Below are 25,791 nucleotides of genomic sequence, written 5' to 3' on the forward strand. Positions count from 1 at the left end.
TATACATCAAAGCAGCACTTGTAACGTCTATGTTTTGACATAGAACCACTATAAAAACGAAAAAGCCCTAACACCAACGTGTTAGGACTTTATGTCATTAGCCTACTGCTACAACTTCTTTTCCGTCATATTTACCACATGATGGGCAAACGTGATGGCTTTTTCTTAATTCGCCACACTCTGAACATGCGCTCATGCCTGGTACTTCTAATTTGAAGTGTGTACGACGTTTGTTTTTTCTAGCTTTTGATGTTCTACGTTTTGGTACTGCCATGTTTCTTACACCTCCCAATATCTTCTAATCATTCTTTGATGAAACACGATTACTCACCTTGATCGGTAGTATTGAGTAGAGCTTTCAACCCTGCAAATCGTGGGTCAATCGTTTCCTCTGCCTCTTTTTGCTTTTGTTGTAGAAAAGCATCTTCCGTTAAAAGTGCCCATCCTTGACCATGCGGTAACTCTTGTTGTGCCAATTCTTCATCAGACAGCACTTGCAATGGTAAGTTTAACAAAATATTGTCGATAACGGATTCTTCCAAATCAATGTGGTATCCTTCAATCAAGCTTACTACTTCATCTGGATACATCTTCATTACAGAAGAAACATACATTTCTTGAGCAAAACGTTCGCTAACGTCAACATTCATATGATACGGCACTGGATTTAGCGTGCGTGAAGAAGGTAGAGTTACAATCGCTTCTAGTGTAAACATCGCTAAAATGCTTTGTTTATCCGATAAAAGCGTCCCATTCAACTTCACAGGTGACACATCTAATATTTCAGTTTCTCGCTTCAGTAGCGATGATTTGATATCAACCACTTCTGAAAACTGTAGTGGCTGACCACTATTATCTTCAATTTGTTTAATTGACCATTTCATATTCTTCACTCCTAAAGCAACATAACGAATTATACTAATATAACGGCAATTTGTCAATGATTTTTAGCGATTGTAACAGGGTGAATTTTCAAAAAAACACAATAACATCAACAAAAAAGCACATTAAAAATAGAAACAACTAAAACAGCTATTATAATTTTGTTTTTCAGTAACACTCCGTCTACAATTTTCTCACCATTTCACTATTATTCGGGCTGTATAATTTTTAGGGCTGATGGCATAAGCCACCAACCCTAATTTCATGTAAACAAAAAGGCAAGTTTCTCTTAAATTAAAAGTACCAACAAATAATAAGGAGAAATTCCCCATGTTTAGTATAACAGAAACATCATTACAATTAAAGGAGAAAAACAGTAACTTATAGAACTAAGTTAGCCAACAATACAAAAATCTCTTGTAAAGTATACTTTTAACCACAATAAAACGAGTGAGTGTATCATGTACATTTCGGCGAGCCGTACTTCACTTTGTGGTTTAACGAAAAGATAGTGACTGAACATCCGTTAAATTACTATCTTTATGAGCTATCAACCCTATTTGACATAGAGCCATTTTTGGTCACCAACACCATTTGACATAGAACCCTATATAGACCGAAAAAAAAGACAAGGTCGTTAGAACCTTGTCAACTGATACCGGCGGCCGGGGTCGAACCGGCACGCCCGCGAGGGCACTGGATTTTGAGTCCAGCGCGTCTGCCAATTCCGCCACGCCGGCATAATATCAATTAAGGCGGTAACCGGATTTGAACCGGTGATCAAGGTTTTGCAGACCCATGCCTTACCACTTGGCTATACCGCCACATATAAAAAAACTGGGGTAGCTGGATTCGAACCAACGAATGACGGAGTCAAAGTCCGTTGCCTTACCGCTTGGCTATACCCCAATAAAAAGGCGATTGACGGGAATCGAACCCGCGAATACCGGAGCCACAATCCGGGGCGTTAACCACTTCGCCACAACCGCCATATTACTATACAGGGGTAGTAGGAATCGAACCCACACTGAAGGTTTTGGAGACCTTAGTTCTACCTTTAAACTATACCCCTTGATAGTTAATGGGGAGAGAAGGATTCGAACCTTCGAACCGTAAGGAACGGATTTACAGTCCGCCGCGTTTAGCCTCTTCGCTATCTCCCCAAATTATTATAAATGGTTCAGGACAGAATCGAACTGCCGACACCTTGAGCTTCAATCAAGTGCTCTACCAACTGAGCTACTGAACCAAACGGTCCCGACGGGAATCGAACCCGCGATCTTCTGCGTGACAGGCAGACATGTTAACCCCTACACCACGGAACCAATGGAGGTTAACGGGATCGAACCGCTGACCCTCTGCTTGTAAGGCAGATGCTCTCCCAGCTGAGCTAAACCTCCAACTATCTATGACCCGTACGGGATTCGAACCCGTGTTACCGCCGTGAAAGGGCGGTGTCTTAACCGCTTGACCAACGGGCCTTTATTACGGAGAGTAAGGGATTCGAACCCTTGAGACAGTTTTATCCGCCTACACGATTTCCAATCGTGCTCCTTCGGCCTCTCGGACAACTCTCCCGGATACTATTTCCTTCTCCAACTCCGCTTGTAGGACTTGAACCTACGACATCATGATTAACAGTCATGCGCTCTACCGACTGAGCTAAAGCGGATTATTATAAGCGTGGCAACGTCCTACTCTTGCGGGAAGTTTCCCTCCAACTACCATCGGCGATAAGAAGCTTAACTGCTGTGTTCGACATGGGTACAGGTGTGTCCTTCTTTCCATCATTACCACACTTATTCTTTTTCGAAAAGTTCTTTCAAACCTCTCACCACTGAATACAATTATTAACCAAACCTACTCACTTTCTCACGTTTCTTGGATAAGTCCTCGACCGATTAGTACTAGTCCGCTCCATATATCACTACACTTCCACTCCTAGCCTATCTACCTGATCGTCTCTCAGGGGTCTTACTCTTCTTACAGATGGGAAATCTCATCTTGAGGGGGGCTTCACGCTTAGATGCTTTCAGCGTTTATCCCGTCCACACATAGCTACCCAGCGATGCTCTTGGCAGAACAACTGGTACACCAGCGGTGTGTCCATCCCGGTCCTCTCGTACTAAGGACAGCTCCTCTCAAATTTCCTACGCCCGCGACGGATAGGGACCGAACTGTCTCACGACGTTCTGAACCCAGCTCGCGTACCGCTTTAATGGGCGAACAGCCCAACCCTTGGGACCGACTTCAGCCCCAGGATGCGATGAGCCGACATCGAGGTGCCAAACCTCCCCGTCGATGTGAACTCTTGGGGGAGATAAGCCTGTTATCCCCAGGGTAGCTTTTATCCGTTGAGCGATGGCCCTTCCATACGGTACCACCGGATCACTAAGCCCGACTTTCGTCCCTGCTCGACTTGTTGGTCTCGCAGTCAAGCTCCCTTCTGCCTTTACACTCTTCGAATGATTTCCAACCATTCTGAGGGAACCTTTGGGCGCCTCCGTTACATTTTAGGAGGCGACCGCCCCAGTCAAACTGCCCGTCTGACACTGTCTCCCACCGGGTTAACCGGTGCGGGTTAGAGTGGCCATGTAACAAGGGTAGTATCCCACCAGCGCCTCCTGCGAAACTGGCGTCCCGCTCTCCTAGGCTCCTACCTATCCTGTACATGTTACACAAACACTCAATATCAAACTGCAGTAAAGCTCCATGGGGTCTTTCCGTCCTGTCGCGGGTAACCTGCATCTTCACAGGTACTATAATTTCACCGAGCCTCTCGTTGAGACAGTGCCCAAATCGTTACGCCTTTCGTGCGGGTCGGAACTTACCCGACAAGGAATTTCGCTACCTTAGGACCGTTATAGTTACGGCCGCCGTTTACTGGGGCTTCAATTCAAAGCTTCGCTTGCGCTAACCTCTCCTCTTAACCTTCCAGCACCGGGCAGGCGTCAGCCCCTATACGTCATCTTTCGATTTTGCAGAGACCTGTGTTTTTGATAAACAGTCGCTTGGGCCTATTCACTGCGGCTGACCTGAAGTCAGCACCCCTTCTCCCGAAGTTACGGGGTCATTTTGCCGAGTTCCTTAACGAGAGTTCGCTCGCTCACCTTAGGATTCTCTCCTCAACTACCTGTGTCGGTTTGCGGTACGGGTTGTTCGTCTCTTGCTAGAAGCTTTTCTTGACAGTGTGATTGATAAGATAGCCGTTACTTCATATTTCACGACCCCATCATCACTCATCCTTATCGATGAAAAGCATTTGACTCTTCATCAGACTCGTGATTTAGTACAACTATTCCAGCAGTTGCCTCTTTCAACCTCCTGTGTCCCTCCATCGCTCAAACGATTCGAACAAGTACAGGAATATCAACCTGTTATCCATCGACTACGCCTATCGGCCTCGCCTTAGGTCCCGACTAACCCTGGGAGGACGAGCCTTCCCCAGGAAACCTTAGTTATTCGGTGGACGGGATTCTCACCCGTCTTTCGCTACTCATACCGGCATTCTCACTTCTAAGCGCTCCACCACTCCTTACGGTGTAGCTTCGTCGCCCTTAGAACGCTCTCCTACCACTTGCGCTCTTCACGCAAATCCACAGCTTCGGTGTTCAGTTTAGCCCCGGTACATTTTCGGCGCAGGGTCACTCGACTAGTGAGCTATTACGCACTCTTTAAATGATGGCTGCTTCTAAGCCAACATCCTAGTTGTTTAAGCAACCCCACATCCTTTTCCACTTAACTGATACTTTGGGACCTTAGCTGGTGGTCTGGGCTGTTTCCCTTTCGACTACGGATCTTATCACTCGCAGTCTGACTCCCGTTTATAAATATTTGGCATTCGGAGTTTATCTGAATTCGGTAACCCGAGAGGGGCCCCTAGTCCAAACAGTGCTCTACCTCCAATATTCTTACAACGAGGCTAGCCCTAAAGCTATTTCGGAGAGAACCAGCTATCTCCAAGTTCGATTGGAATTTCTCCGCTACCCACAAGTCATCCAAGCACTTTTCAACGTGCCCTGGTTCGGTCCTCCAGTGTGTCTTACCACACCTTCAACCTGCTCATGGGTAGGTCACTTGGTTTCGGGTCTACGACTACGTACTCTATTTCGCCCTATTCAGACTCGCTTTCGCTTCGGCTCCGTCTCTTCAACTTAACCTCGCACGCAATCGTAACTCGCCGGTCCATTCTACAAAAGGTACGCTATCACACATTAACGTGCTCTAACTACTTGTAAGCACACGGTTTCAGGTTCTCTTTCACTCCCCTCCCGGGGTGCTTTTCACCTTTCCCTCACGGTACTTGTTCACTATCGGTCACTAAGGAGTATTTAGCCTTGCCAGATGGTCCTGGCGGATTCCGACGGGATTTCTCGTGTCCCGCCGTACTCAGGATCCTGCTAGAGGTTGTCAAGATTTTGATTACGAGGCTTTCACTCTCTTTGGCCAACTTTCCCAAGTTGTTCTTCTATCCTTTCAACTCCCATGTTGCAGTCCTACAACCCCAACAAGCATGCTCGTTGGTTTGGGCTCTTTCCGTTTCGCTCGCCGCTACTCAGGAAATCGATTTTTCTTTCTCTTCCTGCAGGTAATGAGATGTTTCAGTTCCCTGCGTCTACCTTCTCATGTGCTATTGATTCACACATGGATACTACACCATTACATGTAGTGGGTTCCCCCATTCGGAAATCTCTGGATCATTGCGTACTTACTGCTCCCCAAAGCATATCGGTGTTCGTCCCGTCCTTCTTCGGCTCTTAGTGCCAAGGCATTCACCGTGCGCCCTTATTTACTTAACCTACCATACTAATCTATGATCAATATGAGTTTAAACGCGATTCGTTTTTCATTAAAAAACTCTTTTTTCAAACATTTCTGTTTCTCGGTAAAATTTTTGGTTTGTTTTACTTAATTGTATTCAGTTGTCAAAGGTCTGTTTGTACCCTTTCAGGTACATGGAGAATAGCGGGATCGAACCGCTGACCTCCTGCGTGCAAAGCAGGCGCTCTCCCAGCTGAGCTAATCCCCCCAACTCTTTGAGTGGTTTATCTTTTCACTTAGATAACCCTCTCAAAACTAAACAATGTAAAAACTCCTTTGTGCATTCCTTCTTTTCCTTAGAAAGGAGGTGATCCAGCCGCACCTTCCGATACGGCTACCTTGTTACGACTTCACCCCAATCATCTATCCCACCTTAGACGGCTAGCTCCATTACTGGTTACCCCACCGGCTTCGGGTGTTACAAACTCTCGTGGTGTGACGGGCGGTGTGTACAAGACCCGGGAACGTATTCACCGCAACGTGCTGATTTGCGATTACTAGCGATTCCGGCTTCATGTAGGCGAGTTGCAGCCTACAATCCGAACTGAGAACGGCTTTAAGAGATTCGCTTACCCTCGCGAGTTCGCTGCTCGTTGTACCGTCCATTGTAGCACGTGTGTAGCCCAAGTCATAAGGGGCATGATGATTTGACGTCATCCCCACCTTCCTCCGGTTTGTCACCGGCAGTCTCACTAGAGTGCCCAACTGAATGCTGGCAACTAGTAATAAGGGTTGCGCTCGTTGCGGGACTTAACCCAACATCTCACGACACGAGCTGACGACAACCATGCACCACCTGTCACTTTGTCCCCGAAGGGAAAGCTCTATCTCTAGAGTGGTCAAAGGATGTCAAGACTTGGTAAGGTTCTTCGCGTTGCTTCGAATTAAACCACATGCTCCACCGCTTGTGCGGGTCCCCGTCAATTCCTTTGAGTTTCAACCTTGCGGTCGTACTCCCCAGGCGGAGTGCTTAATGCGTTAGCTGCGGCACTAAAGGGTGGAAACCCTCTAACACCTAGCACTCATCGTTTACGGCGTGGACTACCAGGGTATCTAATCCTGTTTGCTCCCCACGCTTTCGAGACTCAGCGTCAGTTACAGACCAGAGAGTCGCCTTCGCCACTGGTGTTCCTCCATATATCTACGCATTCCACCGCTACACATGGAATTCCACTCTCCTCTTCTGCACTCAAGTTCCCCAGTTTCCAATGACCCTCCACGGTTGAGCCGTGGGCTTTCACATCAGACTTAAGGAACCGCCTGCTCTCGCTTTACGCCCAATAAATCCGGACAACGCTTGCCACCTACGTATTACCGCGGCTGCTGGCACGTAGTTAGCCGTGGCTTTCTGGTTAGATACCGTCAATCTCTTAGCAGTTACTCTAAGAGGTGTTCTTTTCTAACAACAGAGTTTTACGATCCGAAAACCTTCTTCACTCACGCGGCGTTGCTCGGTCAGACTTTCGTCCATTGCCGAAGATTCCCTACTGCTGCCTCCCGTAGGAGTTTGGGCCGTGTCTCAGTCCCAATGTGGCCGATCACCCTCTCAGGTCGGCTACGTATCATTGCCTTGGTGAGCCGTTACCTCACCAACTAGCTAATACGCCGCGGGTCCATCTACAAGCGACAGCTTACGCCGCCTTTCCCAACACGTTCATGCGAATGTGTTGACTATTCGGTATTAGCAGTCGTTTCCGACTGTTATCCCCATCTTGCAGGTAGGTTACCCACGTGTTACTCACCCGTCCGCCGCTAAGCGTGAAAAGTGCAAGCACTCTTCACAACCCCGCTCGACTTGCATGTATTAGGCACGCCGCCAGCGTTTGTCCTGAGCCAGGATCAAACTCTCATTAAAAATTTGAGTTTTTAAAGCTCATTTAAATTACTGACTTGTTCGAATTTTCATCCGATTTATTGTTTTGTTTGGTTATTAATTGACTTAATAATCCCTACACATTTGGTTTGTCTTTACTTTGTTTAGTTTTCAAAGGGCTATGTCGTCTTGACGACTTAGTTATAATATCAAACTCACCTGAAACCGTCAACCTTTTTTTTAACTTTTTTTCATTATTTTTCGTTTTTTTGAAAAACGTTGATTTATAGCGGTTTTTATTTGATTCATTTTCAGTTTTCCTTACTTTAAGTAATTAAAACGCTGATTTTTTTTGAAATATTTATTTTTTTAGGGGCGACGAATTATACCGTCACCCCGTATTACCATATAAAACTTTTTATAGCACTTTATTTCAACTGACCTTTTTGCAATTGTGTTTCACTCAACTGAATTGATTTTGGAACGATTCTTTTCAAATCTTTCAATGTGTATTCATTTACTAGACTCAATACGACACCTTGATTTCCCATACGCCCTGTTCGACCACTGCGGTGCATGTAAATGTCTTGTTCTCGTGGAATATTATATTGTATCACCATTTCTAAAGAATCAACATCAATCCCGCGAGATGCTACATCGGTTGTGAGTAAATAGGTGATTTCTTTTTTCTTTAATTGTTCAATTGCTTTTTTGCGTTCAATGTGGTGCATGTCACTGTGTAAAACAGCTACTTTAATCCCTTCATACATCAATTTTTCATAAACCATCGCCAATTCACCTACATTTTGAACAAACACAAGAGCACTAGAAATGTGATTAGCCATTTTTTTCAATACGCTTAATCGTTTACGCTCATCTACCATTAAGTATAAATGTGTCGTGCGACTTTCTTCTTTTACGTTAACAAAAGTAGCAGAAACACCAAACCATTTTTCAACATTTAACAAATTTTCATTGGTTGTTGCCGAAAAGAATAATTTTTGTACTTGACCGGGTGCTTTTTTTACAATTTCACGCACAACTTTTAACTGTTCATCACTTAATAAATAATCCGCTTCATCTATGACGATGGCTTGTAATTGGTGGAATTTTATTTTTTTACTTTGGTCGGCTAATTCTTTTAATCGACCTGGAGTCGCCACAATAACTTCGGGTTTGTTTTTTAACCCTTCGATTTGTCGTTTAAGATTGGCTCCTCCGACGATTGCTTGTACTTTTACATCACTCCACTCACGAATAACCGTTGCGATTTGCTGCGCTAGCTCTTGAGATGGCGCCAACACAAGTAGTTGGAGTTCTCCATTGGCTTTTATTTGCGTGAGTAATGGCAATACATAGGCTAACGTTTTCCCTGTTCCAGTTGGAGATACGGCAACAACGTGTTGCTTATCTATAATTTTTTGAAAAACATCTTTTTGAATAGCTGTTGGTTTTTCAAAACCTGCTTTTTCCCAACGTGCCATTAATGTTTCGTTTAATTGAAGGTTCATAATGCTCCTTATTCTTTATCTTTATCTGCTGAAAATATGATTTCATTTTTTTGTCTACATTGTTCCATACAACGAATCACTTCGCCTGTTATTTGGTGTACTTTTTGATAGTACGTCAACGCATCCGCTTTTTCTTCTAGACAGTCGAAAAAATGATTCCATTGACTTTGCATGCGGTAGCGTGGTGCTTCCTCACTTAGTATTTGACAGTCATCGTTTTCATGCCATTCAATTTTTTTGACATGATCGACACTATCAATGCAAAGCGTTTTATTTTGGACGTAGATTTCACTATTTGCCAATGAGATTGTTCGTTTACTGATATGCCCACTGACATTAAACCCGTCATATTTTAAAAGCAAATCACCTTGGACATCAATACCATTTGTCCATTTAATTGGAAAATAACTAACGTCATTTGGTATGCCAAACCAATGAAATGCACTGTGCAACACATACACACCAAGGTCCATAAGAACGCCCGCACTCATTTCAACTTTAAAAATATTTTGAACGATGCCTTTATGCAAATCGTCCATGCGTCGCGAGTATTGACCAAACTGCAACACCGCTCCGTCGATATGCTGATGAGAGATAAATTCAGCTACTTTTTGAAAGTTTGGCTCGTATACGTGTCGAATGGCTTCAAATAACATGACGTGATTTTCTTTGGCTAATCGATTTAACGTTTTCCATTGCTTCATCGTGACAACGGCTGGCTTTTCAACGACAACATGCTTTTTAGCACACAGTGCTTTTTTGGCTTGTTCAAAATGGAATGTATTTGGAGAAGCGATGTAGACAATATCAATATCTGTAGCATTTAAAAAATCATCTAAATTTGCATCAACTTGTACATCGTCATACTCACTAGCAAACACGTCGCCTGTTTCTTTTTGACGACTATACACACGTTTCAAAATGCCTCTTTTTGTATTTTGAAATGCTTGTACACTACTGTGAGCGATTTGACTTGTCCCGATAACACCAATTTTAAACATACTTCATTACCACCCTAAATTTTTAGCTTTAGTCGTTTCATAACGATGTGTTAACTCTAAATTTGGAAAACTTTGTTGGCGCAACACTTCATAAATCACTAAAGCTGCAGTGTTGGATAAATTCAATGAACGGACATGTTCATCGTTCATGGGTACACGAATACATCTTTCTTTATATCTTTGCATCAACTCTTCAGGCAAGCCCGTTGTTTCTTTTCCAAACATTAAATACACATCTTCTTCGGTTGTATAATTGACGTCACTATAAATGTGATCAGCAAATTTTGTCACTAAATAAAATGGCTTATCTTTTGCAAACTCCAAAAAAGCGTCTAAATTTTTGTGATAGACAATTTCGACATCGTGCCAATAGTCTAACCCGGCACGTTTGAGTTGTTTGTCATCGGTTGAAAACCCAAGTGGTTCAATCAGATGTAATACGGTATTTGTCGCTGCACACGTGCGTGCAATATTTCCAGTGTTTGCCGGAATCAAGGGTTCAAAAAGAACAATATGATTTGTCATACCAATCTCCTGTTGCGTTTTATGATTACAGTTATTATACTTGAAGACAACTAAAACATCAAAATTAATGAGGGATTTATGAAAAGTTATAAACAGATTGCACGAGATGGTGAAGCTGAGATCGTGATTAAAGGATCTCGTTTTATTTGTGCTTTAAAGCGCGTTGAAAATGAAGACGAGGCCAAACTTTTTATTGCGGAAAAGAAAAAAGAGCATAAAAAGGCTACGCATAATTGTTCGGCATTTCTCATTGGTGATAACGATACCGTACAAAGAGCACACGATGATGGTGAACCAAGTGGAACGGCGGGTGTGCCCATGTTAGAAGTTCTCAAAAAAAATGAATTGCACTACATTGTTGCTGTTGTTACACGTTATTTTGGAGGGACGAAATTAGGTGCTGGTGGCTTAATTCGTGCTTACTCATCTAGTGTGTCGTATGCCTTAAATGCGTTAGGCATTATTATGCATACACAAGAATATCTATATGACGTATCAATTCCTTATACGGATAGTGGACGTTTCGACTATTTTCTAAGTCAATCAGCTTATCGTCATTTGGATACGGTCTATACCGATACCGTAACGTATCGTATCGGCGTACTCCCTCATCAAAAAGAGACATTTAACTTTGATATTCAAGAACTTTTTCACAACACGATTACCGCAACACTAGTTGACACACACTACATTGATTTACCAATTGAAAGTGAAGACGTTCCGTTAGATGATGCACTATTTAACGACTAAACAAAAAGCCTCCGTTGAAACACACCTATACATCTAACTTTAGGCGAGTTCATATTGGATGGCTTTTTTGGTCGTAAATTACAGAGTAAGTTAGCCACTTCAGGCAAGTCATAGGACATACATCATTGAATCATTTACTATGGCTTTTTGGCATATCAATAGGGTTGACAGTCTATACCATCAACCCTAAATTTTTAGTATTTCTTAATTCGCTCAATCATTGGTTTAATGGCGAAATATAAAATGGGTACGGCGATAACGGTAACAATGGCGGTGATGAAGGTATTGTACATGCGCGCTAATGTCAATGCTAAAACCGTATCATTTCCTACTGTGAGTAAAAATGTAATGTAGCGACGAATAAAAATGGCTATAATTTTGACCAGACCGGCAATAACACCTAACGTAACCACGTTAAAAAACGAATCATTACGTTTCATTTTGTTAAAAACAAGTCCGATAACACCTACTACAAGAATCGTCTCAAGTATGACAAAGTGAATTGAACTCAAATACCCGTTAGCGATGTCAAAAACACCTAATCCAATCACAGAAGCAATCATGCCGTATTTTGTACCAAGCACTAAAAAACTAACAACGACCATTGCATTGCCCATGTGTACCATCGTACGTGGTGCCACTTCAATTTTAAAAAATGTCGTTGCTAAAAAAACTAGAGCAGCAAATAAAGCTGTGAAAACTAAATTTTTTGTTGTCTGTTGTTTCATAAATCATTTCCTTCTTTAATCCATTTTTCCATATCATGATGCAAAATATTGGCTTCACTATATTCTTGACTACAAATTGAAAATCCTAATTTTTGATAGAATAGAATGGCGTGATTTTGTGCACCAAGCACTAATCGTTCATAGTGTTGTTTTTTAGCAAAGCGCTCTACTTCTTGCATCAACTGTTTTCCAAAATGCATGCCTCTAAATTTTTCCATGACGGCAACGCGTTGCACTTTAGCGTACTTTCCATTGAAATAAAGTCGTGCAGTTGCAACGGGTACATCATCAATATAACCCACAACATTGTGACATTTATCTTCTAAGTCATCAATTTCTAAATGAGGCTCAACGTTTTGTTCAGCAATAAACACTTGTTTTCTAATGTGCAAGGCGTCTTGATACGTGACAGACGAAACATTATCATTCCAAATAAACTTCATGAATTACCTCCAAAATATTGCTCATTATACAAAAAAAAATGACTTGCGTCACTTTTTTATTCCCCAACTTTGAAATCTTCTAATTTACCAAAAAATAAATTTTCTAAAGGCACATGATATAACTGTGTCATTTTCTGAGCTAATGATATTGAAATATCTGTTGAATTTCTTTCCAAGCGTGACAACGTGTCTTTGTTAATACCAAGTTCTTGGGCTGCTTGTACAATCGTTAAATTACAATTAACTCTGGCTGCTTTTATCGTTAAAACCATAATGAACCTCCTTTTTTATCATCATATCCGATAAAAAACGGACAGTCAATTCATTTCATACAAAATATAATGCAAATATTTAATTTGCATATTTTTTATACTTTTAATATAATCTGTATACAGGAGGAAAAATGACTCATATAGCATTCAACATTTTAACCTTATTGCAAAAACATAATTTATCTCAGCGTCAATTAGCGCTATTAGCAAATATCCCCACGTCCACACTTAATGATAACTTAAATCAGCATAGTCCATTTTCTATGACTAACTTAGAAAAAATTGCACGTGTATTTCATGTACCGCTAGATACTTTATTGCAAAACCAACAATTAGAACAATTTTGGAAAGAACACCATTCATTAAATGAATCACAACGATTTACTTTAGATGATTATATCGTACTTTTTTTAAAAGCTGACACAACATTGCCGTCTCATTTTAATGTGAACAAGCCGTTTCTTTTACAACGTAAAAAAGATTACGGTTTAACGGATTGGATCGTTTATCAAGTAGATAGCCACTATTATGTTCAATCGTTTACACCACAGCAAGAAGTGAACATCATCGGAAAAATTATTGGACAAATCGATGTAATATAGTGATTTAAACGTTAAAAGTAGCCCTCGATGACTTTCGTCTATCGAGTTTTTTTGTGTTATAATTTGGGCAAGGAGATTGCCATGAAAAAATTAATTTACTGCTTATTGATGATTTTATTAGGGGGATGTGCGACTCACAGAAACACCGAACCGATTACAAAAAACGATGCCATTTGGGTTATTACAGACTTACATCATTTATCCAATACATTACACGACAACGGTACAGCGCTTCGTCAAATTCAAGCAACCGCTGCGGGAAAAGATTTGGTGTATGGGCATGAACGCATGCTTGCATTAATTGAACAAGCAAAAATTGAAAAACCAAAAGTGCTAATCGTTAGTGGTGACCTAACTTTTAACGGTGAAAAAAAGAGTTTAGAAGATTTAAGTCACTATTTTGACACGATACAAAAAAACGGTACGCAAGTTTTGGTCATACCCGGAAATCATGATATTTCAAGTGGATGGGCTAGATCGTTTATGGGTGATGAGCAGCACGTTGTTGATCAAATTTTACCGGATACGTTTAAAAATCTAATGAAGCCGTTTGGTTTAGAAACTGCGATTGCACGAGATGACACGTCATTAAGTTACGTTTCACAGCCGTTTTCCAATTTAAGATTTTTAATGATTGATAGTAACATTTACTCATCATCAAAAAGCACTACTGCCCCAGCAACAAACGGGCGTTTAAAAGAAAGTACATTGCACTTTATTGATGCGCAACTTCAAAAAGCCAAAAATGATAACGTGCTGATCATTCCTGTTATGCACCATAATGTTTTAGCGCATCACGATAGACTCACAAGAGGATATCAGTTGGATAATGCTGCCGATTTAATGGCTCTATACGAAAAATACGGCGTTAAACTAAGCCTGTCTGGGCATATTCATACACAAAGCATTAAAAAGCAACAGATGCTTGGCAATGTTGAGCATACCGAAATTGTGACAGAAGCTTTTTCACTCACACCTGTACCTATCGGTAAAATCACTATTGAAAACAATACGCTAACCTATCACTATATGCCGTTAAATTTTGAGCCGTTTTTATTAACGTATCCACAGACAAATGAAGATTTAATCCATCACAAAGCATACTTATCTAAAGTGTTTTACAGTTCCAATTATCAATTAGTGCATGACGCACTATATCCCGAAAGCATTTATTCGATTGAATTAGGCGATCAACTCACGCACATTGTTTCACCACTCAATGAATTTTTCTTTTCTGGTGAAGCCATTACGCAAGAGTATGTTGATACACACGTGTATGGTAATCCAGCCTATCAAAAATTGGTAAACCACAACCCTAATTCATTTTTAATACGCTATATCGAACGATCGATTAAAGCGCGATTAAATCATTCAACACAGCACATTACTATCCCACTCAACTAAAAAGGCCGAACGATGTCATAACGTCGTTCGGTCTCTTTTTTATTTTAAATTTTTCATTTTCTCTGTAATCACTTGATATTTTTCTTTAGATGCTTTTTTATACAACACTAAAGTGTGACCAATAATTTGAACCACTTCAATTGGTAAATTTTCCAACAATTGCTCTTTTACCGTTTGCGTATCTTCTAAAGTATTTTGAAGCAATGTCACTTTGATTAATTCACGTTTATCAATCGCTTCAAAAATTTGTCGAATCAAATCATCACTCATTCCATTTTTACCAACTTGAAAAATTGGTTTAAGATGATGTGCTTCCTTTTTTAAAAATTGTACTTGTTTTTTAGATAACATTAAATAATCGCCTCTCTAATTGTAATGTGTACACCTTTTGGTGCATATGCCACCACTTTTCCTGATTTGTGTACCGTAATCCAGCCCAATCCCGAATACACAATATCCGTATTGGCTTCTACTTGAAATTCATATCGGACAAGCTTTTCTTTCTGTTGTGTTGTTGGCACGAGTAATTGTCCGGCATGTTTTTCATAAAAAGCATCCGCATTAGACAGCTTCGTACGATGTAACATCAACCCTTTTGAAAAGTAGCACGTCACTGCATTCCGCTCGCCTTTAATATAGTCAAATCGTCCTAACGCCCCTAAATACACCGTTTGTTCTTCGTTCAACTGGAACGTAATTGGTTTAATTTCTTTTTGTGGAGAAACTAATTTTAAATCTTCTGATTTTAAATAGTGCGCCATTTGGTGTTCATGAATAATACCCGGCGTATCAATTAAATGCTTGCCATCTTCAAACGGAATATAAATGTTGTCTAATGTTGTTCCCGGAAAACGTGAAACCGTAATTAAATCTTTTTGACCGCCTAAACTTGCGATAATGCTATTAATTAAAGTTGATTTTCCAACATTCGTTACACCAACAACATAAACATCACGTTTATTACGGTGTTTTTCAATCTGCTCTAAAACAACATCAATTTGATGTTTCTTTTGTCCGCTTGCTAAAACAATATCTACTGGCTTAATACCATTATCACTCAATTGTTTTTGTAACCAATGTTTAACACGACGTTTATTTACCGATTTAGGCAATAAATCAATTTTATTAGCCACGACCATTACCGGATTTTTACCCGCAAAGCGATGTAACCCTGAAATTAAAGTGCCATATACATCAAAAATATCAATAACATTGACAACAAGTGCCGTCTGGCTACCAATATTGTGTAACATTTGTAAAAATTGATCATTAGAAATGGATACTTTTTCTAATTGATTGTATTGTCGCAACTTAAAGCAACGTTGACAATATAGTTTCCCAGTCTCTAACCCTTTTTCATATGCACTTGGCACTGTATAACCTAATGCATCTTTATCTGTTGTTTGAATGGCTAACCCACAGCCAATACAAAATAATGACTCACTCAATCGTTTCTCTCCAATCTAATTGATAACGTTTTTTATATTTTTTTAATGCCACAAATTCAATTAAACGTGTGATTTTTGTTGGTATCATATCTCTAGCAAGCGGCTTTACTAAAATGGTCTTTAACTGGCATTTTTTCGCTGCTGAAATATCCGTCAATAATTGATCGCCAATTAATATCACCTGCTCACTTTTTACCGTTAAAAGCGATAGTGCTTTTTGAACACCATACGCTGATGGCTTTTTAGCATTTGCCACAAACGGAACATTCAACTGTGCAGCAATTGGCGCAATGCGTTTCGTTGTATTATTTGATAATAATATGACATCGATATGGTGCTGATGCAATTGTTCAAACCACTCTTTTACATTTTGACTCACTTGCTTTTCAAACCATGGAATAACGGTATTATCCACATCAATAATAAGCGCGAATATATTTTGTTTTAAAAACATTTCAGGCGTAATCATAAATGGCGAATAAATTAAATAATCTGGTTTTAACGACCCCATTGTTTTTCCTTTCAGTAAAAAGAGAGGCACGCAGTGCCTCTTCTTTATTTTTTAGCCAATTCTGTAATGTAGTCAAAAAAGGCATCGCGATCAACTGTATACACTAAATCTACTGGTCGACCATCTGCTTTTTTGATGGTTCTTCCTTTACTTGCACCTTCAGTAATGACATCACTGTAAACCACTTCACGTTTTACTAAATCTTCTTTTCCAAAAGATGCCGTTGTTAACACATCCCACAAGAAGTACGTTGAATTGGTAACAAAGTGCGCTAAAGGTGGCACAAGTGCGTAGCTTTGCCCTAAGAAATCAACACCTTCAAAACGGCGTTGTTTTGCCCACATATCGCGCACGTCTAATGTTAGCGGCACCATATTTGTACTTTCTAAAGCAACTAATTCAATTTTAATGGATGAATCCCATACACGTTTTACTGCATACGGATCCCAGAAAGCGTTCCATTCAGCTGTCCCGTCATGTTCTGGTTCTTCAATATTCCCCGTTTCTAAAAACGTTCCACCCATCCAATATAATTTGTTAATTTTATGTTCAATAGATGCGTCCATATCCAATGCACGTGCAAGGTCCGTCAACGGCCCTACAAACACTAAATCAATCGGTTCACTTTGTGCATTTAACACATGAACTAAATCTTCGTGTGCTTTATACGGTGAATCTTGGACTAAAATCGGTTTCACTTCATTTAAAATAGGTAGAGCATCCATTGTAAAGGCATGCATACGCCATTCTTTAGGGAACGGATGTACCGGTCTAGAATCTGAAGAAGCCACACGTAATTGTTGGTCTTTTTCAGAACCAAATTTTTGAATAATTTTTTTACTTGCTTCTACGGCTGGCGCCAAGTAGCAATCCGCTTCAATAACACCCACACCAACAACTTCTACATCTTCCATTTTTAATAGCAAATACAACGAAATTAAATCATCTACTCCACCATCATGGTTTAAATATACTTTTCTAGTCATCTTATCTCCTCACACGTTTCAATGCATTCATTATACTACATCTTGCCCAGATAGCAACGCACGTTTAGCGACTTTATCAACAAATTGATTGTCTTTTTGCGAAAACCAATTGACAAAATATAACGAAAATTGCGACAATCGCTCTTTTAATTGTTCGACATAGGCATGTTGCCATTCATTTTTAGCACTCAACCGCTCGATTGCTTTAACAACCACTAAACTATCACTAAATAGTTGAATCGTGTTGCGGTGTAAAGCATTGTCTATTATATAATCTAGCGCCAATAACATCGCTTGAAATTCGGCGTGGTGGTTGTCTTTGACATTTTGAATGTAAAATGATTGCACATTTTGCTTTTCACCGTCATAAATGACGACACCTACACCTGCATTACCGTTTGAAAATGCTGCATCTACATATACACGTATCATGTTATAAAATCGGCGAAGCTAATCGCGATAACTCCTGTTTTAATTTTTTCCAAAGTGACTGCTTTTTGAAGTAGGCTGGCGTCCCTTTTATACTTTTCTTTTTATCCTCATTAAATTGCTCAACCAATTGTGACGCAACGTGTTTATCGTATATAAACACATTCATTTCAAAATTTAACACAAAACTACGAATATCAAAATTCGCCGTCCCAACACTTGCAATCGCATCATCAATGACAAGCACTTTTGAATGTAAAAAACCGTCGGTGTAAATATAAATGTTAGCACCTAAATTGGCTGCCCATTTCGCATAATATTCCGTGGCACGATACACCACCATATGATCCGGTTTACAAGGAATCATAATGTTCACCTCTACACCAGAAGCGATGGCGATTTCTATGGCGTCTGATAAACTTTGATCGGGGATAAAATAGGGTGTCTGTAAATAAATACTTTTTTTAGCCGATGAAATCATCTTTAAGTATCCCAATTTAATTTGGTCTAAATCTGATTCTGGTCCACTCGATACTAATTGCATCGGAATACCGTCTATATTTTCCAATTTTGGATAATATTCAGGTAAATATTTTTTCTTTTCTTTTAGCGACACAACCGCATTCCAATCAATGAAAAAGCGAGCTTGTAAATCGTGAACAACATGCCCAGATAGACGCAAATGCGTATCCCGCCAGTTACCGAGTTTCCCTTGTCCCAAATATTCATCACCAATATTAAAGCCTCCGGTATAGCCAATTCGTCCATCAATCACGAGATTTTTTCGGTGATTTCGGTTATTCATACGCAAATTGACAAATGGGATTTTAGACCCGAAAAACGAAATGGCTTGACCACCGTATTTTTTTAATCGACTAAAAAATGACGGACGTAACGTACGACTACCTAATGCATCGTACAAAACAAGCACTTCCACACCTTGTTTTGCTTTTTGATACAACGCATCCATCACACGTTTGCCTAAAGTGTCATTGTTAAAAATATAATATTGAATATGAATGTGATGTTTCGCGTTTTCAATATCTTTAAGAATTTGTTCATACAAAGACTCACCTTCGTAAAAAATAGATACCGCATTATTTTTAGAATACGCTGAACCATCAATCGTTAAAAATAAATTGACTAATTCTTTAGATACGGGATCGTCGTCACGAAGCAACTGATTTTTTTCCAACAACTCGATTTGTTCGTTAGCCAGAGATTTTAAACCCAATTCTTTCTCTGTCTTCAAATCAAAAATATTATCTTGGGATATTTTTTTCCCGATAAACATATAAAAGAATAATCCCACACCGGGAAGCCCAATTAAGACAACTAGCCAGCCCCAAGTAGATGACACATCACGTTTTTCTCGAAAAATAATGGTTAATGCGATAACAACATTTAACGCAATTAATATATTCCACAACATGTGATTACACCTCCTGCATAAATTGATATGGCGTTATGCCATCCATGCCAATCATAGCATCTATTGTCAGCATCATATTTTCATACAAGCGATAATCTGTTTCACTTGCTTCACTTACTTTGTTTGTTTTTGGTTGGTTATCGTTTGAAACAGGCACCGTATTACTTGACAATCTTTCTAACAGTAGCGTCAAACGCTCTTCTCCAGTTTGTTCTGTCGCCAATTGAAACGCCGAAAATTCACCACAAAAAATAATCGACTGTTTACTACGCGTAACCGCAGTATAGAGCAAATTACGACGTAACATACGTGAATACCCTTTTACCATTGGTAAAATCACTAACGGAAACTCACTACCTTGTGCTTTATGAATGGAGCAACAATACGCTAATGTAATTTGATTAAATTCATTTGCCGTATAACTCACTTCATTATCATCGTACTGAACCACAATTTCATCGCCATTTTCTGTTTTTAAAATGGACACAATTTTTCCCATATCACCATTAAAAATACTTTTTTCAGGAACGTTGACTTGTTGCAACACTTTATCACCAACACGAAAAATTTTATTAAAGTAATTAATTTCTCGTTTTTTTGGCGTTGGTGGATTCGCAATAGATTGAATCAATACATTTAACGCATCAATCCCTGCAGGCCCTTTATACATTGGTGCAAGCACTTGAATATCATGAATGGAATACCCTTTTTCAAGTGCACGCACAACGACTTTTTGAACGACTGTTTGCACTTGTTGTGGCAGACATTCAAAATAAGAGCGATCCGCTTTTTGCTGGATAAAATCAACAGGTAATTCACCATGATTAATACTGTGTGCTAGCGGGATAATTGTAGACGTCTCATTTTGACGAAACACTTGAACCAGTTGTGTAACGGGAACAGAATGTGATTCCAAAATATCTTTGAGCACTTTTCCTGGTCCAACCGATGGTAATTGGTCTTTATCTCCAACGAGTAAGACACTCATTCCCATTGGAATAGCTTTAACGACCCAATTCATGAGCCATGTATCGACCATTGACATTTCATCAATTACGAGAAAAGCGCCTTCTAATTCGCTAATCTCATTTTCAACACCAGACACGTCTTGCCCCGTTAATCCGATACCGAGCAACCGGTGTAATGTTGTTGCATGCAATCCGATTAATTCACTCATTCGTTTTGCCGCTCTTCCTGTAGGTGCTGCAAGTAAAATGGTTTGTTTATCTTTAGACGATTGGTGTAACGGAATATCATTTAACAACGCAAAACAGGCGACAACCCCTTTTAAAACGGTTGTTTTCCCCGTACCCGGCCCACCTGTTAAAACAGAAATTGGCGATTGAATGGCTTGTTTAATCGCCGCAATTTGTTCAGGGGCATAGACAACACCTAATTGTTTTTGAACACTTTGAATGGCGTCATCGACATCTTTTTCGGGATAGCTATACTTTTCTTGTTTGGCAATAGCTTTTATACGTGATGCAATACTTTGTTCAGCGTAATATAAACTAGGCAGGGCAACTCGCTCACCATCTTGAATGAGTACACCCGATTGACCACATATTGCTAGAGCTTGAGCAAGCAATTGCTCATTAATCATTTCTTTACGTGCTTCTTCTAACAATTGAATGGCATATACTAATACTGTTTTCGGTGTAAAGTAGGTGTGCCCTTGTCGATAACTCAACTCTTTAACAACAAAATACAACGCACCTTGTAACCGTTCGATAGCATTGGCATCAAAATCTAATTTTTCAGCTAATTGATCGATTTTACTAAAACTTAATCCTTCGATAATTTCAAGCAACTGATACGGATTATTGTCAATAACAACTTTTGCTTTATCTTTATAAAATTGATAAATTTTAAACGCTTCTTTATCATTAAATCCAAATTTTAATAAGTCGAGTAACGTTTGATTTTCGCCTCGATCTAATTGCACTTGTTCAATTAACATTAACCGTTTTTTTGGCGTCAACCCCGGTATTGTTTTTAACAATTCGGATTGCTCACTAATTAATTCGATTGCTTTTGTACCTAGCGTATCCACAATACGTGTTGCTAATACGGTACCAATACCGGAAAAGCGATCACTTGAAAAATAATAAATTAAACCTTTAACGGATGTAATTTCTTCTTGTTGATACGCAGTTACTTTAAACTGCACCCCATATTTTTGATGTTCAACAATATGACCAACAAATGTATATTGTGTGTCATGGTGCATTTGACCAAATGTTCCGGTGACTACAATTTGATCATCAATTCTATCATCGTCACTTTCATCAACATTGATTAATAAAACTTTATAATAGTTACTATCATTTTGAAAATAGACCGCTTCAAGCGTTCCTTTAAATGATATTTCTTTCATGTAGTCACCTCCTTACTCATCACATTTTACATGAAAATAGAATCTTGCGCAAAATTTAGATGATCTATTTTTTAAGATTGATGGCATCACTAATGCCATTAGGGTTCAACTTTCTTGAACATATCAAAAACCAACATCCCCTAATATTGAGATGTTGGTTTCTTAAATTATTTTTCTATAACGACACTTGGTATGTAATGTGTTTGTGTCGTAAACGTTTCGTTTGCTTTTAAAACAATATTACCAAATCCACTATGATGAATGGCATCGGGTAGCACTTGTGTTTCAATGGCTATACCGTTATGTACAACTGGTTTTTGACCATTGATAAAAGTAACATCATCAAATCCGTTAGCAGTATATAAAACGACTGCTGGAGATTGTGTTGTCACATGCAATTGACGCCCACTCATTGCATCAAAAATAGTAATTTGCTCAGTCGTTTGTTCCAAAACAAACGCATGATCAATCCCATTTCGAGTGGCAATTTGTTCATGGGTATCTTCAAAAACATCTTTTAATGGCACACCTTTAGTTAATTTTTCAAAAAACGCATCGGTACAATTGATTTCCCCAGTTGGTATGTTGTCATCATCTAAAACAGTATACCCTGTTGATTTTAATGTCACAACCTGTTCATCAATTGGTTTTGTCACATCACCACTCAAGTTAAAATAACTGTGATTGGTTGGATTCATTAATGTGTCTTTATCTGTTGTGACGGTGTACGCAATAATCAATTCGCCATTTTCCAGCAATGTATACGTTACTTTAAACATAATATTGCCCGGATACCCTTGCGCCATGTCTTTTTGGTGTGTGATAAACGTAACCGTTGTGTCGTCGCTACTGTCTACGTCAAATAACACTTGCTCATAACCGTTGCTACCACCATGTAAATGATGATTGCCATTATTTTTTTCAAGCGTATACACCACATCACCAAGCGTAAATGTCGCATTGGCAATCCGTCCGGCAACAGGACCGATGGTCGCACTCCAACGTGGAGAGTTGTTAATATACTCTTCGAATCGCGGTGTGGAAACGACAATATTTTTAAAGTCTCCATTTTTATCCGGTATTTCGTACGCTAACAACGTTGCTCCATAGTTCATTACAGATACTTTATACCCTTTTTCGTTCGTTAAGTCATAACGATAGACGCTCTCATTACCTAACGTTCCAAATTTTGTTTTTTTCATAATCCCCCTCATTGCAACGTGTCGATAAACCGATGAAACGCTGCAATTCCTGCTTCATCTTGCTTAAATACGCCCGCATCTTCAAGAACTTTTGTAAACACATCACCAATCCCTTTTTGAATGCCTCCATCCATATCATCGTCGATAACTAGTGATTTCGCCCACGCTTCATGGTAACTTGGCATGTCGTGTTTTTCATTTTGTAAAAACTTTTTAACCTCTTGCATTTCCGCTTTTAATCGCCCGGGTAAAATCGCCAACCCCATCACTTCAATTAAGCCAATATTTTCTTTTTTGATATGATGATACGCTTCTCGAGGATGAAAAATCCCATCTGGGTGTTGTGGTGTGGTGCGGTTATTGCGTAGCACTAAATCCAACTCATACTGCTCATTTTTATAACGCACAATGGGTGTAATGGTGTTGTGCCGTACATTGTCCGTATGCGACACAATATTTACCGCTTGGTCAGTATAGTTTTTCCACGCTTCAAAAACATGACAAAACGCTTGAATTAACGATTCTTTATCTTGACTAAATAACCGAATGACCGATAACGGCCAATGCAACCACCCTGCTTTTACATTTTTAATGGGCAACGTTATCGCTTCACGTACACGAGCGTTTTCCATTGGAAACACGTGCCGTCCACCTTGAAAATGATGGTGCGTTAAAATAGATCCTCCCACAATAGCTAAATCGGCATTCGATCCAAACGTGTAATGTGGCAACATATCTTGTACATCTAGCAATTGACGAATGGTCGTTTCATCAATGTGCATTGGGTGCACCTTTTCACTAAGGACAATACAATGCTCATTAAAATACGCATACGGCGAATATTGCAACCCAAATGTTTCACCGTTTAAATTTAAGCGAATGAGACGATGATTGCTTCGCGCAGGATGATTGGCGTTACCGTAATACCCTTCGTTTGAAAACGTCAATAACGTTTCGGGATACGTACTTTTTGGCTGACTTAACGCTTTAACAATATCTTTTGGATCTTTTTCCGGTTTTGATAAATTAATGGTAATTTGCAATGCTCCATAGTCACTTTCATGCATAAAGTGAACATTTTTAGCAATTGCTTTTTGTTGAATGTACCCATTATCACACACTAACTGATAAAACTGTTGCGTTGCTTGTTCTGGATTTGTTTGCTGTGCTTGATGAAATTGATCGTTAACAACTGAAGGTAACGGCGTCATCATATCCATCACTTTCATATACAATGCTTCACGCTCTAGCGAACTGTCCTCAATCACGCCGTTTAACACTGCAAAAGAAACGAGTTGTTCCGTTAGTTCATGTAACGTTTGGTCACTTTTAGAAATACTTTCTTTATACTGCGTCACACCTAAAAGGTGTAGTAGTTGGTTTGTGACATAGTACGTATCTAATTTTGATACGTACCCTTTTTGACGCGCGATATTCACCCATTGTGTTATGGTTTCATTTATGTTCATGCGAACTCCTAATCAATATACTCACTAAAGGCACCATCACCAATTTGAGCAATGTAAAATGATGGTTTGTATCCAATTTTAGACACATATGCCTCTTCAATGGCAGCCGTTACTTTTTCAATATAGTCTTTATGGACTAGCGCAATGGCACAACCTCCAAAACCTGCTCCTGTCATACGTGCACCGATAACGCCTTCTTGCGCCCACGCAGTATGCACTAGTGTATCTAGCTCAATGCCTGTCACTTCATAATCGTGTTGTGTAGACAAATGGGATTGTTTCATCAGTTCACCAAAGCCAAGCAAATCGCCTTGACGTAATTTTTCAGACGCTTCAATTGTCCGTTGATTTTCACTAACAGCATGACGCGCGCGTTTTAAAATCAAATCTGTAGAAAAGACGCCTTTAATTGCTTCAAAATCTTCATTGGTTAAATCGGCGAGTGTTTGAATATCGCGAACACTTTGCGCTTCTTTTAAAGCAATGCGTGTTTCAGCAAAACGTTCGTTATATTTACTATCAGCCAATTCACGACGTTTATTAGTATTCATAATGACAATACGATAATCACCTAAAACAACCGGTACATACGTATAGTCTAGCGTATTACAATCTAGGCGAATGGCACAATCTTTTTTCCCCATACCAATGGCAAATTGATCCATAATCCCAGAGTTGACGCCGATATATTCATTTTCTACGGTTTTACCTAATTTTACTAAATCAAGCGGTGAAATCGCTAAATTGTATAGTGCTTTAGACACTTTTCCAATTAATAATTCAAATGATGCAGAAGACGATAACCCCGAGCCATTAGGAATGTTTCCAAAAAATAAAATGTCTAAACCTGTTGGTAATGTATACCCTGCTTGCTCTAAATGATACAAAACACCTTTAACATAGGCTACCCAATCATCCCCTTCTTTTTTGGACAAATCGTCTAAAGAAAAAGCAACAATGCCGGATTGTTCAAAATTTTTAGAAGCTACTCTGACAATACGATCATCACGTTTTGCTGCGAGTGCGTACGTTCCAATTGTAATGGCACATGGAAAAACATACCCCCCGTTATAATCTGTATGTTCACCAATTAAATTGATACGCCCAGGCGCAAAAAATTCGCTGGCATCATCACGATGAAATAACGCTTGAAAATCTTTTTTTAACTCATTTACCATATAAAAA

21 protein-coding genes, 13 tRNA genes and 3 rRNA genes are annotated in these 25,791 nt (G+C 39.6%); 3 read left to right on the forward strand and 34 right to left on the reverse strand.

Annotated elements, in window-relative coordinates; translation table 11 throughout:
- Positions 1–97 precede the first annotated feature (97 nt).
- The 21 genes from rpmF to trmL form a co-directional block, all read right to left on the reverse strand.
- Positions 98–274: a 50S ribosomal protein L32 gene (gene rpmF / locus J7S27_04675; protein QTU82608.1), complete on the reverse strand. Its 177-nt coding sequence runs from the start codon at positions 272–274 to the stop codon at positions 98–100.
- A 49-nt stretch (positions 275–323) separates the two neighbouring features.
- Positions 324–884 (reverse strand): DUF177 domain-containing protein, encoded by a 561-nt coding sequence (locus J7S27_04680; protein QTU82609.1) that lies wholly within the window; start codon positions 882–884, stop codon positions 324–326.
- Positions 885–1,538: 654 nt separating this feature from the next.
- Positions 1,539–1,622: transfer RNA gene (locus tag J7S27_04685), tRNA-Leu, on the reverse strand.
- 13 nt (positions 1,623–1,635) lie between these two features.
- A tRNA-Cys gene (locus J7S27_04690) sits at positions 1,636–1,706 on the reverse strand.
- A 13-nt stretch (positions 1,707–1,719) separates the two neighbouring features.
- Positions 1,720–1,791: transfer RNA gene (locus J7S27_04695), tRNA-Gln, on the reverse strand.
- A 7-nt stretch (positions 1,792–1,798) separates the two neighbouring features.
- Positions 1,799–1,871, reverse strand: a tRNA-His gene (locus J7S27_04700).
- Positions 1,872–1,883: 12 nt separating this feature from the next.
- Positions 1,884–1,954, reverse strand: a tRNA-Trp gene (locus J7S27_04705).
- A gap of 10 nt (positions 1,955–1,964) precedes the next feature.
- Positions 1,965–2,045, reverse strand: a tRNA-Tyr gene (locus J7S27_04710).
- Between the two features lie 13 nt (positions 2,046–2,058).
- Positions 2,059–2,131, reverse strand: a tRNA-Phe gene (locus J7S27_04715).
- A gap of 3 nt (positions 2,132–2,134) precedes the next feature.
- A tRNA-Asp gene (locus J7S27_04720) sits at positions 2,135–2,207 on the reverse strand.
- Between the two features lie 2 nt (positions 2,208–2,209).
- Positions 2,210–2,282 (reverse strand) — tRNA-Val (locus tag J7S27_04725).
- A gap of 9 nt (positions 2,283–2,291) precedes the next feature.
- Positions 2,292–2,363 (reverse strand) — tRNA-Glu (locus tag J7S27_04730).
- Between the two features lie 7 nt (positions 2,364–2,370).
- Positions 2,371–2,459, reverse strand: a tRNA-Ser gene (locus J7S27_04735).
- A 22-nt stretch (positions 2,460–2,481) separates the two neighbouring features.
- A tRNA-Asn gene (locus J7S27_04740) sits at positions 2,482–2,554 on the reverse strand.
- Between the two features lie 9 nt (positions 2,555–2,563).
- Positions 2,564–2,680 (reverse strand): 5S ribosomal RNA (rrf, locus tag J7S27_04745).
- Between the two features lie 83 nt (positions 2,681–2,763).
- Positions 2,764–5,681 (reverse strand): 23S ribosomal RNA (locus tag J7S27_04750).
- A gap of 157 nt (positions 5,682–5,838) precedes the next feature.
- Positions 5,839–5,911, reverse strand: a tRNA-Ala gene (locus J7S27_04755).
- A 92-nt stretch (positions 5,912–6,003) separates the two neighbouring features.
- Positions 6,004–7,558, reverse strand: a 16S ribosomal RNA gene (locus tag J7S27_04760).
- The 16S, 23S and 5S rRNA genes sit together here with 13 tRNA genes alongside, the layout of an rRNA operon.
- A 386-nt stretch (positions 7,559–7,944) precedes the next feature.
- A complete protein-coding gene (locus tag J7S27_04765; GenBank protein ID QTU82610.1) occupies positions 7,945–9,027 on the reverse strand; it encodes a DEAD/DEAH box helicase in 1,083 nt (360 codons plus the stop codon).
- A gap of 8 nt (positions 9,028–9,035) precedes the next feature.
- Positions 9,036–10,028, reverse strand: coding sequence for a Gfo/Idh/MocA family oxidoreductase (locus J7S27_04770; GenBank protein QTU82611.1), 993 nt, complete (start codon positions 10,026–10,028; stop codon positions 9,036–9,038).
- A gap of 6 nt (positions 10,029–10,034) precedes the next feature.
- Positions 10,035–10,553 (reverse strand): tRNA (uridine(34)/cytosine(34)/5-carboxymethylaminomethyluridine(34)-2'-O)-methyltransferase TrmL, encoded by a 519-nt coding sequence (trmL, locus tag J7S27_04775; protein ID QTU82612.1) that lies wholly within the window; start codon positions 10,551–10,553, stop codon positions 10,035–10,037.
- A 78-nt stretch (positions 10,554–10,631) separates the two neighbouring features.
- Between trmL and J7S27_04780 the strand changes: the two genes are divergently transcribed.
- A complete protein-coding gene (locus tag J7S27_04780; protein ID QTU82613.1) occupies positions 10,632–11,303 on the forward strand; it encodes a YigZ family protein in 672 nt (223 codons plus the stop codon).
- A gap of 194 nt (positions 11,304–11,497) precedes the next feature.
- Here the strand turns inward: J7S27_04780 and J7S27_04785 are convergent, their stop codons facing one another.
- The 3 genes from J7S27_04785 to J7S27_04795 are packed head-to-tail and all read right to left on the reverse strand — an operon-like array spanning position 11,498 to position 12,746.
- Positions 11,498–12,031: an ECF transporter S component gene (locus tag J7S27_04785; protein QTU82614.1), complete on the reverse strand. Its 534-nt coding sequence runs from the start codon at positions 12,029–12,031 to the stop codon at positions 11,498–11,500.
- Positions 12,028–12,474: a GNAT family N-acetyltransferase gene (locus J7S27_04790; protein ID QTU82615.1), complete on the reverse strand. Its 447-nt coding sequence runs from the start codon at positions 12,472–12,474 to the stop codon at positions 12,028–12,030. The genes J7S27_04785 and J7S27_04790 overlap by 4 nt, the downstream gene beginning before the upstream one ends.
- 56 nt (positions 12,475–12,530) lie before the next feature.
- Positions 12,531–12,746: a helix-turn-helix transcriptional regulator gene (locus J7S27_04795; protein QTU82616.1), complete on the reverse strand. Its 216-nt coding sequence runs from the start codon at positions 12,744–12,746 to the stop codon at positions 12,531–12,533.
- Positions 12,747–12,877: 131 nt separating this feature from the next.
- Between J7S27_04795 and J7S27_04800 the strand changes: the two genes are divergently transcribed.
- Both J7S27_04800 and J7S27_04805 read left to right on the forward strand, forming a co-directional pair.
- Positions 12,878–13,348 (forward strand): helix-turn-helix transcriptional regulator, encoded by a 471-nt coding sequence (locus J7S27_04800; protein QTU82617.1) that lies wholly within the window; start codon positions 12,878–12,880, stop codon positions 13,346–13,348.
- An 81-nt stretch (positions 13,349–13,429) separates the two neighbouring features.
- On the forward strand, positions 13,430–14,752 hold the full coding sequence (locus J7S27_04805) for a metallophosphoesterase (GenBank protein QTU82618.1): 1,323 nt from the start codon (positions 13,430–13,432) through the stop codon (positions 14,750–14,752).
- A 39-nt stretch (positions 14,753–14,791) separates the two neighbouring features.
- Here J7S27_04805 and yhbY read toward each other — a convergent pair whose 3' ends face one another.
- The 10 genes from yhbY to J7S27_04855 all read right to left on the reverse strand — a co-directional run bounded on the left by yhbY (position 14,792) and on the right by J7S27_04855 (position 25,784).
- A complete protein-coding gene (gene yhbY / locus J7S27_04810) occupies positions 14,792–15,103 on the reverse strand; it encodes a ribosome assembly RNA-binding protein YhbY (protein ID QTU82619.1) in 312 nt (103 codons plus the stop codon).
- Positions 15,103–16,200, reverse strand: a complete 1,098-nt coding sequence (gene yqeH, locus J7S27_04815) for a ribosome biogenesis GTPase YqeH (protein ID QTU82620.1) — start codon at positions 16,198–16,200, stop codon at positions 15,103–15,105. Before yqeH ends, yhbY begins: the two co-directional genes overlap by 1 nt.
- The gene (locus J7S27_04820; GenBank protein QTU82621.1) at positions 16,193–16,711 is read right to left on the reverse strand and encodes a YqeG family HAD IIIA-type phosphatase; all 519 of its coding nucleotides are present in this window, start codon (positions 16,709–16,711) and stop codon (positions 16,193–16,195) included. Before J7S27_04820 ends, yqeH begins: the two co-directional genes overlap by 8 nt.
- Positions 16,712–16,755: 44 nt before the next feature.
- On the reverse strand, positions 16,756–17,697 hold the full coding sequence (locus J7S27_04825) for a nucleoside hydrolase (GenBank protein ID QTU82622.1): 942 nt from the start codon (positions 17,695–17,697) through the stop codon (positions 16,756–16,758).
- Positions 17,698–17,727: 30 nt separating this feature from the next.
- A complete protein-coding gene (locus tag J7S27_04830) occupies positions 17,728–18,129 on the reverse strand; it encodes a reverse transcriptase-like protein (GenBank protein ID QTU82623.1) in 402 nt (133 codons plus the stop codon).
- A gap of 1 nt (position 18,130) precedes the next feature.
- Positions 18,131–19,558, reverse strand: a complete 1,428-nt coding sequence (gene cls, locus J7S27_04835) for a cardiolipin synthase (protein QTU82624.1) — start codon at positions 19,556–19,558, stop codon at positions 18,131–18,133.
- A gap of 4 nt (positions 19,559–19,562) precedes the next feature.
- Positions 19,563–21,935: an ATP-dependent RecD-like DNA helicase gene (locus J7S27_04840; GenBank protein ID QTU82625.1), complete on the reverse strand. Its 2,373-nt coding sequence runs from the start codon at positions 21,933–21,935 to the stop codon at positions 19,563–19,565.
- Between the two features lie 167 nt (positions 21,936–22,102).
- A complete protein-coding gene (locus J7S27_04845) occupies positions 22,103–23,137 on the reverse strand; it encodes a galactose mutarotase (protein ID QTU82626.1) in 1,035 nt (344 codons plus the stop codon).
- Positions 23,138–23,145: 8 nt separating this feature from the next.
- Positions 23,146–24,606, reverse strand: coding sequence for a UDP-glucose--hexose-1-phosphate uridylyltransferase (locus tag J7S27_04850; protein ID QTU82627.1), 1,461 nt, complete (start codon positions 24,604–24,606; stop codon positions 23,146–23,148).
- 8 nt (positions 24,607–24,614) lie between these two features.
- Entirely contained in the window at positions 24,615–25,784 is a 1,170-nt protein-coding gene (locus tag J7S27_04855) for a galactokinase (GenBank protein QTU82628.1), read from the reverse strand.
- Between the last annotated feature and the right edge of the window lie 7 nt (positions 25,785–25,791).

It is taken from the genome of Carnobacteriaceae bacterium zg-C25, assembly GCA_017945845.1.
Lineage (GTDB): Bacteria > Bacillota > Bacilli > Lactobacillales > Aerococcaceae > WM01.

Coding starts and splice junctions, on each gene's coding strand:
- rpmF (QTU82608.1), bottom strand. CDS start 274: ATGGCAGTACCAAAACGTAGAACATCAAAAGCTAGAAAAAACAAACGT.
- J7S27_04680 (QTU82609.1), bottom strand. CDS start 884: ATGAAATGGTCAATTAAACAAATTGAAGATAATAGTGGTCAGCCACTA.
- J7S27_04765 (QTU82610.1), bottom strand. CDS start 9,027: ATGAACCTTCAATTAAACGAAACATTAATGGCACGTTGGGAAAAAGCA.
- J7S27_04770 (QTU82611.1), bottom strand. CDS start 10,028: ATGTTTAAAATTGGTGTTATCGGGACAAGTCAAATCGCTCACAGTAGT.
- trmL (QTU82612.1), bottom strand. CDS start 10,553: ATGACAAATCATATTGTTCTTTTTGAACCCTTGATTCCGGCAAACACT.
- J7S27_04780 (QTU82613.1), top strand. CDS start 10,632: ATGAAAAGTTATAAACAGATTGCACGAGATGGTGAAGCTGAGATCGTG.
- J7S27_04785 (QTU82614.1), bottom strand. CDS start 12,031: ATGAAACAACAGACAACAAAAAATTTAGTTTTCACAGCTTTATTTGCT.
- J7S27_04790 (QTU82615.1), bottom strand. CDS start 12,474: ATGAAGTTTATTTGGAATGATAATGTTTCGTCTGTCACGTATCAAGAC.
- J7S27_04795 (QTU82616.1), bottom strand. CDS start 12,746: ATGGTTTTAACGATAAAAGCAGCCAGAGTTAATTGTAATTTAACGATT.
- J7S27_04800 (QTU82617.1), top strand. CDS start 12,878: ATGACTCATATAGCATTCAACATTTTAACCTTATTGCAAAAACATAAT.
- J7S27_04805 (QTU82618.1), top strand. CDS start 13,430: ATGAAAAAATTAATTTACTGCTTATTGATGATTTTATTAGGGGGATGT.
- yhbY (QTU82619.1), bottom strand. CDS start 15,103: ATGTTATCTAAAAAACAAGTACAATTTTTAAAAAAGGAAGCACATCAT.
- J7S27_04820 (QTU82621.1), bottom strand. CDS start 16,711: ATGGGGTCGTTAAAACCAGATTATTTAATTTATTCGCCATTTATGATT.
- J7S27_04825 (QTU82622.1), bottom strand. CDS start 17,697: ATGACTAGAAAAGTATATTTAAACCATGATGGTGGAGTAGATGATTTA.
- J7S27_04830 (QTU82623.1), bottom strand. CDS start 18,129: ATGATACGTGTATATGTAGATGCAGCATTTTCAAACGGTAATGCAGGT.
- cls (QTU82624.1), bottom strand. CDS start 19,558: ATGTTGTGGAATATATTAATTGCGTTAAATGTTGTTATCGCATTAACC.
- J7S27_04840 (QTU82625.1), bottom strand. CDS start 21,935: ATGAAAGAAATATCATTTAAAGGAACGCTTGAAGCGGTCTATTTTCAA.
- J7S27_04845 (QTU82626.1), bottom strand. CDS start 23,137: ATGAAAAAAACAAAATTTGGAACGTTAGGTAATGAGAGCGTCTATCGT.
- J7S27_04850 (QTU82627.1), bottom strand. CDS start 24,606: ATGAACATAAATGAAACCATAACACAATGGGTGAATATCGCGCGTCAA.
- J7S27_04855 (QTU82628.1), bottom strand. CDS start 25,784: ATGGTAAATGAGTTAAAAAAAGATTTTCAAGCGTTATTTCATCGTGAT.